The sequence below is a fragment of the Lachnoclostridium sp. An76 genome, assembly GCF_002161355.1.
In the GTDB taxonomy this organism is placed as follows: domain Bacteria; phylum Bacillota; class Clostridia; order Lachnospirales; family Lachnospiraceae; genus Mediterraneibacter; species Mediterraneibacter caccavium.
In genome coordinates this window covers 220,136-231,574 of sequence record NZ_NFHL01000004.1, presented here as the reverse complement: position 1 = coordinate 231,574, position 11,439 = coordinate 220,136, and the positions used below count along the sequence as shown (strand labels likewise).

Below are 11,439 nucleotides of genomic sequence, written 5' to 3'. Positions count from 1 at the left end.
CTTCTTCTGTGTGATCTCATACTGCTTCCGCGCGTCCTTACACTTCTTCCGTATAATTCACTCCTGTTTCTTTGTCAAAGAAATGCATTTTTGACGGCATGAATACGAAATCGATCTTGTCGCCGATCTGGCTGATCTCATACTTTGACACCCTTGCCACTGCCTGCGTGCCTCCGAATTCAAAATACAGGTTATTCTCATTTCCCATGACCTCTGTGTCAGAAATGACTGCGTGCAGTCTGTTGGCGCTGTTCAGATCCAGATTCTGGGCGTCTGACTTGATGTCCTCGCCGCGGATGCCGAGCACCATTTCTCCCTGGCGCCCGCCTAATTTCTTCACCATGCCTTCTGAGAGCGTAATGGTATTCCCATCGGCAAACCTCACGGTATCCCCGGATACGGTCACATCGAAGAAATTCATCTGCGGCGATCCGATGAATCCGGCGACGAACTGATTCTTCGGATGGTCATAGAGCTCCATCGGCTTCCCGACCTGCTGGATCACGCCGTCCTTCATGATAACGATGCGGTCCGCCATGGTCATGGCCTCCACCTGGTCATGGGTGACATAGATGGTCGTCGCCCCGATCTGTCTGTGGAGCTTGCTGATCTCTGTCCTCATACTGACGCGGAGCTTTGCGTCAAGGTTTGACAGAGGCTCATCCATGAGGAACACCTTGGAGTTCTTGACGATCGCGCGCCCCAGCGCCACTCTCTGGCGCTGCCCGCCGGAGAGGTTCTTCGGCTTTCTGTAACGGTATTCCTCCAGCCCAAGGATATCGATCGCCCAGTCCACTTTCTTCTTGATCTGGTCCGCCGGCATTTTCATATTCTTCAGGCCGTATCCGATGTTCTTCTCCACTGTCATATGGGGATACAGCGCATAATTCTGGAATACCATGGAGATTCCTCTGTCCCTGGGCGCCATCTCATTGACCTTCTTGCCGTCGATGTAGAGCTCGCCCCCTGTGATCTCCTCAAAGCCCGCGATCATGCGCAGTGTCGTTGACTTTCCGCACCCGGAAGGACCGACGAAAGCGATGAACTCTTTTTCCTCAATCTCAAGATTGAAATTGTCTACTGTATTTTTATCAGAACCCGGATATTTTTTACATACATTTTTAAATTCTATAAAACTCATCTTCTTATCCTTCCTTTGAACCTGTTGATGTTACACCTTCCACGATCTGCTTTGAGAACAGAGAGTAGATGATGATGACTGGTATGGTAACAAGAGTAATGACCGCGAGGGTCTGCCCCATCGTTGTATTTTCGTTGGACGTGATCGAGTTCAGGCCGATCTGCGCTGTCAGCAGGTCGCTGGATGTAAATACCAGAGACGGCCAGAGATAATCGTTCCACACATTCAGGAATGTAAACACGCTGACCGTCGCGACCACAGTCTTTGACATTGGCAGGACCATGGTGAAGAAGTATTTCACCGGCCCGCAGAAGTCCAGCTGCGCCGCTTCGTACACATCGTCCGGGAGGCTTACGAACACCTGCCGGAACAGAAAGATGTTGAACGGGTTGACGATCAGCGGCAGGATGTATCCGACAATGGTATTCAAAAGCCCCGCCTTGGCGATGATCAGGAAATGGATCGTAATGACCGTCTCCGTCGGCACGATGAGCAGCATGATAATGATCATAAGCCACTGGTCGCGGAACGGGAACTTGATCTTCGCAAGCGCATATCCCGCCAGGCCGTTTACCACGATGCTCAGGACGATCAGGACCGCCGCGTAAAAGAGCGTGTTCGCCATGTATCTCAAAAAGTTCGTGTCCGTGAGGATGGAAACATAATTTTCAAAAAAGTTTCCGTTCAGCGCCGGCGGGATGAACGCCGCTATGGAATTCATATCCGCTGTGATCGCCGCGTCCGGCTTAAAGGAGTTCGCCAGCATCCAGATCACCGGGAAGAGGAAGAATACGGACAGCACCAGCAGCACAGCTACCAGGATCCAGTTAATTCGCTTTTGCTTTTTTGTCAACATGCTTTCTTCCCTCCTTATCCTTAGTCAGTACATTCTGGATGATCGTCAGGATCACCACAAATACCGTAAATACGATCGCCATGGTAGACGCAAGTCCCATCTCCCAGTTGACTGTACCTGTCTCGTAAATGTCGTAGACAAGGGTGTACGTCGAATGGTCCGGACCGCCTCCGGTCATAACCATCGGCTGGACCAGCATACGGAACGCGCCGATCGTCACTGTGATGAACACGAAGATGCACAGAGGCTTCAGCTCCGGGAGCGTGATGTCCTTAAACTTCTGCCATGCGCTGGCATGGTCCATCTCCGCCGCCTCGTAGAGCGCGGGGTTGATATTCTGCAGCCCGCCCAGGAAGATGATCATCTGGTAACCCACTCCCTGCCATACGCTCATGATGGCGATGGACGGCAGCGCCTGGTCCGCGCTGTGGATAAACGGCTGCGCGTCGATCCCGAAGTTCGCCAGGAGCGTATTCAGGATGCCCTCCGGACTGTAGATCTGCATCCACAGTGTGGAGACAACGGCCAGGGACATGACCACCGGCACGAAAAACGCGACTTTAAAATATTTCTTGCAGTGCGCCGCTTTGTTGATGGCCAGCGCCAGGAGCAGCGCTCCGCCGCACTGGAGCGGCACAATGATGATCACAAATTTTACGGTGTTCAAAAACGACTGTACAAAAAGTTCGTCCTTAAAAATATTGATGTAGTTTTCCAGCCCCACGAAATGTGTCAGCTCAGGATTCAGCGCAAAATAATCCGTAAAGCTGAATCCGAACGTAAGCAGCATCGGCAGGAATAAGAAAATGGTGAGCAGCACCAGCGCGGGCCCGAAAAACGCCATTCCCATGATTGAATTCTTTTTCTTCATAATTTTATTCCCTCGTATAACGTTCCAGTTTCTGATCGATCCGTTCCACAGCCTTGTCAAGCTCTTCCTGTACATCCTTTCCGCTCAGCGCCGTGCTTTCCAGTACCTCCTGGAAACTGGTGCTCACCTGCGGATACACCGGGGTCTTCGGTCTGGGATGCCCGTAATTGCTCAGCTGGTCGTACAGCGCCTTGTAGTTCTCATCTGTCTGGAACACATCGATATTTTCAAATGCTTCATATGTAGACGGGAAATTCTTCGTCATCTCCCAGATGCGGATCCCGCTGTCCACTCCGCTCATCCATTTGACCAGCTCCGTGGCTCCCTCGATATCCTCTGTCTCGGAAGACGCCGCGAACGCCCACGAGCCTGTCGGCGTATAGGCCTCTCCGTCCCAGTCGTCGCTGACAATGTAAGGCGCGACTCCCAGGTCGATGTCCGGGTAACTTGTGTAGACGGTATTGACTTCCCACGCCCCGTCGAATTTAAACGCTGCCCTTCCGCTCTCGAAAAGATGGTCGATCGGCGCTTCCGACATGTACTCATTTTCCACGATCGTGCGGAAGTATTCCATCGCTGCGGCAGTCTGATCTGAATTGAAATATCCGTCCACTGTCAGCCCGTCGTCGCTTACCAGCTCGCCCCCGCCTGACCAGACAAAGGGAGCATAATAATAGATGCTCGTCTCCCCTACCGGGAATGTCATATCCAGGGGATAGCCGTCTTTCTCATCCATCAGAGGTTTCAGCTCCTCCAGGATATCCAGGAACTCCGACCAGGTCCACGGGTCGTCCGCGTCCGGGATCTCGATCCCCGCCTCCTCGATAATGTCCTTGTTATAGTAGAATCCTACGCTGGACTCCATCACCCCCAGGGCATACAGGTCGCCGTTGACCGTCCCCTGCTCGATGATGGACGGCAGGTATTCACTCTCCTCTTCCTCCGTCAGGTCCGCAAGCGGCTGGATGATCCCGTTCGACGCGTACGCCGATACGTTCGGCCCGTCCACTGTGAGCACATCCGGCAGGCCTCCCGCCATGACAGACGCATTGACCTTGTCCGAATACCCGCCTCCGCTGTCATTCCTCGGCACGAACTCGATATCCGCGAAATACGTCCCGTCATAAGCCTCGTTAAAGCTCTCCACTGATTCTCTGTATGCCTGGCCTTCCTCCGTATCCTCTATGGAATGCACCCAGATCGAGAGATACTCTTCTCCCTGGTCATAGCCCGGCACCTCTCCCGGCTCCGGATCCTTCTGCTGGCACCCGGAAAGGCACGCCGCGGCGAGGATCACGCCGGTCAGACACAGCCATCGTTTCTTCATCCCTTTACCTCCTCTTCTGAAACAATTATTGTAAAACCGATTACGTTACCGGTTAAGTAACCGATTCTTTTAATGCGATCATAGCTCTTGGAACGCAGAGTGTCAATACAAAAATACAGTTTCAGCATTTGTCCCATTTTCTCTCCGCATTTTCTGTACAGATTTCACAAAACCGGTTTTGTAACCGGTCACTTTATTGCCTGCCCGCGCTTTTTTCTGTTATACTGTAGTTGCTGTGATCGTATAGGACACAGTCTGCGTTAAGCCAAAGGAGCAAAAAGACATGAAACAGAAAAAAGTAACATTCGCAGATATCGCGGCATACACGGGATTTTCCAAGACAACGATCTCCCGCTATTTTAATGCCCCGGATTCCCTCACACTGGAGAATCAGCAGAAGATCTCGGACGCCCTGACAGAACTGGATTATAAGGAAAACAAAGTGGGCCGCATCCTTGCCAGCGGGAAGACGGAATTCGTCGGGCTCATCATCCCCAACCTGTACATGCACTTCTACTCAGAAATGCTCAGCCAGATCCTTGACACTTACGGGACTTACGGCTACAAGTTCCTTGTCTTCGCCGGGAATGAAAAAGCAGATGTGGAGCGGAAATACATTGAAGAGCTGCTTGCCTACAATATCGAAGGCATGATCATCCTGAGCGGGACAGTCCCTTCCAGAGAGCTGGCTTCCTACGGGGTGCCTGTGGTCGGCATCGAGCGTGAAGACCAGTTTATATCCAGCGTCAACACAGACAATTACATGGGCGGAGTCCAGGCGGCGAGCCTCCTTCGCAAGAGCGGATGCGATATCATCATCCATGTAAACGCAGATATGCCTGACAGCCAGCCTGCATCCGGCCGGATCCGGGGATTTGTGGATACGTGCAAAGAGTACCATCTGCCCTATGAGCTGATCCTCACCCATCTGGGGAATACGTTTGAAGAAAACAGGGAGAGGATCTCCTCGCTGACAGACCAGCTTGAACAAAAATACCCGGGGAAACGGAAGGGGATCTTCATGCCGAACGATACCCATGCCAATGTCTTACTGAACATCCTGATCCAGAGATACGGCAGCCTTCCCGATACTTACCAGATCATCGGGTTTGACAACTCGCCTATTTCCAGGGAGGCTGTCATCCCGATCAGCACAGTGGGGCAGCAGATCAGCGTGATCGCGAATGAGGCAATGAAGCTTCTCTCCGAACAGATGGAGGAACGGAAGAAACGCAGGCCCGCCCCGCAGACAGGACCCGTGCACCGGATCATCCCGCCGGTGCTGATCCGGAGGGAGACCACGGCGTAGGGGGATTTTCCCAAACAGGTGGCACTTTCCGACAGGTGGTACTCCCCGGCAGGTGACGCCTCCGGGCAGGCGGTGCTTCCCGACAGGTAGCACTTCCCGACGGGTGGCACTTCCTGACATACGGCAGACAGCCGTGCGGCATATCCGCCCGGGCTGCTGCCTGCAAAAAGAAAAAAGCCGCTTTCCAGGCGGCAGAACGGAGACTTTCAACTATGAACAAGAAGTATAAGCATATCGTTTTTGATGTAGACGGAACCCTTCTCGATACAGCCTACTGTATCCTTTATTCCCTGCGCGAGGCTCTCCTCGCCGTCACAGGCTCTTCCCCTGAGATCGAGGAGATGGGCCATGTCCTCGGCCGGACTTCCATAGGGAATATGGAATATTTCGGCATCACGGACAGAGCGGAAGAGACCATCGCCCTCTGGGTGGAAAACGAGGCGAAACACAGCGACCTCATGCAGCCCTTTGAGGGCATCCCCGAGCTGCTGGAAGCGTTGAAAAATGCCGGCTGTACTCTTGGCATCGTCACATCCAGGACACACGAAGAGCTGGATCTGGTTCTGGATCCGCTCCCCATCCGCCCTTATTTTACTGTCGAGATCTGCTCGGACGACACAGAGGAGCACAAGCCCTCCCCTGCTCCGCTCCTGAAATACATGGAGAAGACAGGAGCCGGGAGCGGTGAGATCCTCTATGTCGGGGACAGCTCAGGCGACGGGAAATGCGCTTCCTCCGCAGGCGTTGACTTTGCCTGCGCAGTATGGGGAGCGCATGAGGATTCCCATATCCCGGCGCAGTATCATCCCGAGACTCCGGCGGAACTTGCCCGGATGCTCCTGGAGGCCTGACATTTGGCTTTTAAGATGCCTGACGTCAGGGCTCTTAAGACACCTGACATCAGGATTTTGGAGACAGATTTTAGAGACAGACTTTGGAGACAGACTCTGGATTCAGCTGATCCCTCTCATGGTCAGCTGGATCCTTTTCTTTTTCAGGTCCACGCTCATCACCTTTACATCTACGATATCTCCCACGCTCACAACTTCCAGCGGATGTTTGATATACCGGTCCGTGATCTGGGAGATATGGACCAGTCCGTCCTGGTGCACGCCGATATCCACGAACACGCCGAAATCGATCACATTTCTCACTGTGCCTTTGAGGATCATGCCTTCTTTTAAGTCCTTCATCTCCAGCACATCCGTGCGCAGGATTGGCTTCGGCATCTCGTCACGGGGGTCTCTCGCCGGCTTCTCCAGCTCTTTTACAATATCCCGGAGCGTGATCTCTCCGACTCCCAGCTCTTCTGCCAGGCCCTTATAATCTTTAATCGTCAGGGACAGCCCTGCCAGATTGTGTTCCGCCACGTCTTCCGGCGTATATCCCTGTTTTTTAAGCAGCTTCTCCGCCGCCCCGTAGGACTCCGGGTGCACGCCGGTCCCGTCCAGAGGATTTTTGCCCCCTGTGATGCGCATGAAGCCCGCGCACTGCTCGAAGGCCTTCGGTCCCAGCTTCGGAACTTTGAGGAGCTCCCTGCGGTCGGAGAATCTGCCGTTTTCTTCCCGGTACGCCACGATATTTTTCGCGACCGTACCGCTGATACCGGAGATATAGGAAAGAAGCGGCGCTGACGCAGTATTTAGATCCACGCCGACTTTATTCACACAGTCCTCCACCACGCCGTTTAAGGATTCTCCCAGCTTCTTCTGGTTCATGTCATGCTGGTACTGCCCTACCCCGATGGACTTCGGATCGATCTTCACCAGCTCTGCCAGCGGATCCTGGAGACGCCTTGCGATAGACGCCGCGCTCCTCTGCCCCACGTCGAACTTGGGGAATTCTTCACTCGCCAGCTTGCTCGCCGAGTAGACAGATGCGCCGGCCTCATTGACGATCACATACTGTACCTTCTCCTCCGGGATCTCTTTTAACAGCTCCACGATGAACTGCTCAGACTCCCTTGATGCGGTGCCATTCCCCAGGGAGATCAGAGAGATATGGTACTTTGGGATGATCTTCTTCAGAAGGTCCTTGCTCGCCTTGATCTTCTGGGGCGTGGTCGGAGCGGTCGGGTAAATGACCGTGGTCCCGATGACCTTCCCCGTAGGATCGACAACTGCCAGCTTGCATCCTGTACGGAACGCCGGGTCCCATCCCAGGACGACCCTGCCGGCAATAGGCGGCTGCATGAGGAGCTGGTGCAGGTTCTTCCCGAAAACTTCGATGGCTCCATCCTCCGCTTTCTCCGTCAGCTCATTCCGGATCTCCCTCTCGATCGCCGGGGCGATCAGCCTCTGGTAGCTGTCTGCCACCACAGCTTTTAACACAGGCGTGGTGTACGGGTTGTCCGTGCGGACCGTCTTTTTCTCAAGGTATCGGATGATATCCTCCTCCGGCGTTTCCACCTTCACGGTAAGGAACTTCTCCTTCTCCCCGCGGTTTAGGGCCAGCACTCTGTGCCCTGCCAGCTTTGCCACCGGCTCTTCAAACTCATAGTACATCTCATATACGGACTCAGCCTCCGGGTCTTTTGCCGTGGAAATGACCTTGCCCTTCTTTGCCGTGGCATTTCGGATCCAGGCGCGGTAATCCGCATTGTCCGAGATTGACTCCGCTATAATATCCGCAGCTCCCTGGATCGCCTCTTCCGGGCTCTCCACGCCTTTTTCCTCTGAGACATATTCCGCAGCAGTCTTTTCCAGTGGCTCCTTTGTCCTCTGGAGCAGGATGAACGCCGCCAGCGGCTCCAGCCCTTTCTCCTTCGCGATCGTCGCGCGGGTGCGGCGTTTCGGGCGGTACGGGCGGTACAGGTCCTCCACCGCCACCTGTGTCTCCGCTGCCAGGATCTGCGCCTTGAGCTCTTCCGTAAGCTTGCCCTGCTCCTCGATGCTGGATAAGACCTGCTCCTTCTTCTCTTCCAGATTGCGCAGGTAGACCAGGCGCTCATACAGCTTCCTGAGCTGCTCGTCATTGAGGGATCCTGTCACTTCTTTCCTGTACCGGGAAATAAACGGGATCGTATTTCCTTCATCTATCAGATTGACAGCGGCGTCGACCTGCCACTGTTTCACTCCCAGTTCTTCTGTCAGCTTTTGATTGATATCCATGTGTGCTGTCCTCTCTGTCATTCTTCTATTCTGCTATTCTTCTGTTTTGCTGCTCTTCTGCCATGCCATATATCATGATATGGATCATTTACAGACGTCTCTGCTATTGTAACACAGGCTTCCCGTCTGTTCCAGCTTTGGTTTTGGCCCCTGGTTTAGTTTTGACCTTTCTGACCTTTTTAACTTTTTTTCGGACTGTTTTTCTCTGTGCCTTTCATTTTTCCTAATGTTCTGCTAACATAGCATAAGACTGCACGCGTCAGGCACACAGGCATGCCGCCGGACGCTGCCCCGGATTTCCCTTCACTGCCGCCCTGATCTGCTGGCAGCGCTGAATGAGAAATAGAAAGGAGAGGAAATGGAACGGACCATTACATACCATATAGACGCCCATGCGGATGGGCTGCGCACAGAACAGTTCCTGCGCCGCCGCGGCTACTCATGCCAGAATCTCACACAGCTGAAAAAGATGCCGGAAAGCATCCTCATAAACGGCGTATGGTCCTATATGCGCACTCCTCTCAGCGCCGGGGACACTCTCACTGTCCATATCCGCGAAACTGAAAGCTCACCGAATATCCCGCCAGTAGATCTGCCTCTCTGCATTGTATACGAGGACGAAGACATCATTGTCGTCAACAAGCCTGCAGGAATGCCGGTGCATCCCTCGCTCCATAATTACAGAAATTCCCTTGCCAATGCGCTGATGTACTATTATCAGCAGCAGGGGAAACCTTTTATCTTTCGATGCACGAACCGTCTTGACCGGGATACATCCGGGCTGACCGTGGTCGCAAAACACATGGTCAGTTCCGGCATCCTTTCCGCCATGACCACGCGCCACGAGATCCGGCGGGAATATCTTGCCATCGTCCGCGGGCACGTCACCCCGCCTTCCGGCACGATAGACGCTCCCATCGGCAGGGCAGGCACACCGCTGATCGAGCGCCGGATCGACTTTGAGCACGGCGAGCGGGCAGTGACCCATTACCGGGTCGTAAAAGAAAAGAACGGACACAGCCTCGTCTCCCTTGTCCTGGAGACAGGCCGCACTCATCAGATCCGTGTCCATATGAAATATCTGGGCTTTCCCCTTGTCGGAGACTACCTGTACAACCCAGATATGGAATACATCCAGAGACAGGCACTGCATTCACACAGTCTGTCATTCCGCCATCCCATCACAGGGGAAGATCTGAAGTTCACAGCAGATCTTCCGGAGGATATGTTGAGAATATTCTGATTATTTCGGGAAAAGGGGTCAGACCCCTCTGAAGAGGGGTCTGACCCCTTTTCCCGGAGTTGTCTGAATATTTCAACTTCAAAAAAATCTCTTGACACTCTTCTCTTTGTCATATATAATTATTTTTGCTGTGAACGAGACAGCACTTTATGTGCGATTAGCTCAGCTGGATAGAGCGTCTGGCTACGGACCAGAAGGTCGGGAGTTCGAATCTTCTATCGCACGTCGGAATAGCATCTTCGATATGAAGATGCTATTTTTTTACTCTTCTTTTCTTTATCAGAATTTATCCGACTTTTGGAAATGACGATTTTTTATATCTAAAACACCATATCGAAAACAATGGCGGTCATAAAGATCTGAAGACCGGCTGCACTTCCACTGCCAGTCTCCTGCTCTTTATGACCGCCTGAATCTATCCTGATATTTCTCTAACAGAGTAAAAGTATATCCCTGTCTTTTCTATTCCGCCGCAAACTTCTCCGCCTGCGCCCTGATAAGCTCCTCATCCGCAAAGTAATCGATCTTCATAGCCGCCTTCACTTCCTTCAGTGTCTGCGCAGCCACCTTTTCCGCTTTCTCACTGCCTTTTCTGAGGATCTCATACACCGCCGGTATATCCTTCTGGAGCTCTTTTCTCCTTGTCCTTATAGGTTCCAGCTCCGCCTGCAGCACATTGTTCAGGAAGCGCTTCACCTTCATGTCTCCCAGTCCGCCTCTCTGGTAATGCGCCTTCAGCTCATCCAGGTCTTTATACTCCGGCAGGAACTCCGGGAAGTATTCCGGCCTGCAGAATGCATCCAGATAGGTAAACACTGTATTTCCCTCCAGGCTTCCCGGATCCTCGATACGGATATGGTTCGGATCCGTGAACATGCTGAACACTTTCTTCTTAATGTCCTCCGGCTCCTCGGAAAGATAAATACAGTTGCCCAGGGATTTGCTCATCTTCGCCTTCCCGTCGATACCCGGCAGGCGCATGCACGCCTCGTTATCCGGGAGCAGGATCTTCGGCTCCACAAGCGTCTCCCCATACACAGAATTAAACTTGTGCACGATCTCTTTCGTCTGCTCCAGCATCGGCATCTGGTCTTCCCCTACCGGCACGACCGTTGCCTTAAATGCAGTGATATCCGCAGCCTGGCTGATCGGATAAGTAAAGAATCCGACCGGGATGCTCGCCTCGAAATTCCTCATCTGGATCTCTGCTTTCACTGTAGGATTGCGCTGCAGCCTGGACACTGTCACAAGATTCATATAATAAAATGACAGCTCGCAAAGCTCCGGCACCTGAGACTGGATAAACAGAGTGGATTTCTCCGGGTCCAGCCCGCACGCCATATAGTCAAGCGCCACCTCGATAATATTCTGCCGCACCTTCTCCGGGTTATCCGCATTATCCGTCAATGCCTGCGCATCCGCGATCATAATAAAAATATCGTCAAAATCTCCTGTATCCTGGAGCTCTACCCTTCTCCTCAAAGAGCCCACATAATGCCCGACATGGAGCCTTCCCGTAGGACGGTCTCCGGTAAGCATGATCTTCTTCATCTCTCTGTTCCTCCTGATAACTTAGTCCCTG

The 11,439-nt window shown here is 53.0% G+C and carries 9 protein-coding genes and 1 tRNA gene; 4 read left to right on the top strand and 6 right to left on the bottom strand.

Annotation, left to right across the window (positions count from 1 at the left end; genetic code table 11):
- Positions 1-37: 37 nt before the first annotated feature.
- Genes B5G27_RS09620 through B5G27_RS09605 form a run of 4 tightly spaced genes read right to left on the bottom strand, consistent with a single transcriptional unit; the run spans position 38 to position 4,195 of the window.
- Positions 38-1,141, bottom strand: a complete 1,104-nt coding sequence (locus B5G27_RS09620; protein WP_087178681.1) for an ABC transporter ATP-binding protein — start codon at positions 1,139-1,141, stop codon at positions 38-40.
- 4 nt (positions 1,142-1,145) lie between these two features.
- Entirely contained in the window at positions 1,146-1,997 is an 852-nt protein-coding gene (locus tag B5G27_RS09615) for a carbohydrate ABC transporter permease (RefSeq protein WP_087178680.1), read from the bottom strand.
- A complete protein-coding gene (locus B5G27_RS09610; RefSeq protein WP_087178679.1) occupies positions 1,969-2,868 on the bottom strand; it encodes a carbohydrate ABC transporter permease in 900 nt (299 codons plus the stop codon). The genes B5G27_RS09615 and B5G27_RS09610 overlap by 29 nt, the downstream gene beginning before the upstream one ends.
- Before the next feature lie 4 nt (positions 2,869-2,872).
- Positions 2,873-4,195: an ABC transporter substrate-binding protein gene (locus tag B5G27_RS09605; RefSeq protein ID WP_087178678.1), complete on the bottom strand. Its 1,323-nt coding sequence runs from the start codon at positions 4,193-4,195 to the stop codon at positions 2,873-2,875.
- 283 nt (positions 4,196-4,478) lie between these two features.
- Here B5G27_RS09605 and B5G27_RS09600 point away from each other — a divergent pair, with 283 nt between their 5' ends.
- Positions 4,479-5,504 carry a LacI family DNA-binding transcriptional regulator gene (locus B5G27_RS09600; RefSeq protein WP_087178677.1) on the top strand — a complete coding sequence of 342 codons (1,026 nt, stop codon included), beginning with the start codon at positions 4,479-4,481 and terminating at the stop codon, positions 5,502-5,504.
- 212 nt (positions 5,505-5,716) lie between these two features.
- On the top strand, positions 5,717-6,355 hold the full coding sequence (locus tag B5G27_RS09595; RefSeq protein ID WP_087178676.1) for an HAD family hydrolase: 639 nt from the start codon (positions 5,717-5,719) through the stop codon (positions 6,353-6,355).
- Between the two features lie 102 nt (positions 6,356-6,457).
- Here the strand turns inward: B5G27_RS09595 and B5G27_RS09590 are convergent, their stop codons facing one another.
- Positions 6,458-8,614, bottom strand: coding sequence for a Tex family protein (locus B5G27_RS09590; protein ID WP_087178734.1), 2,157 nt, complete (start codon positions 8,612-8,614; stop codon positions 6,458-6,460).
- Positions 8,615-8,972: 358 nt separating this feature from the next.
- Here B5G27_RS09590 and B5G27_RS09585 point away from each other — a divergent pair, with 358 nt between their 5' ends.
- Positions 8,973-9,857 (top strand): RluA family pseudouridine synthase, encoded by an 885-nt coding sequence (locus B5G27_RS09585; protein WP_087178675.1) that lies wholly within the window; start codon positions 8,973-8,975, stop codon positions 9,855-9,857.
- A gap of 151 nt (positions 9,858-10,008) precedes the next feature.
- Positions 10,009-10,082, top strand: a tRNA-Arg gene (locus tag B5G27_RS09580).
- A gap of 237 nt (positions 10,083-10,319) precedes the next feature.
- On the opposite strand, the gene trpS is transcribed toward B5G27_RS09580, so the two are convergent.
- Entirely contained in the window at positions 10,320-11,408 is a 1,089-nt protein-coding gene (trpS, locus tag B5G27_RS09575) for a tryptophan--tRNA ligase (protein ID WP_087178674.1), read from the bottom strand.
- Positions 11,409-11,439: the final 31 nt, after the last annotated feature.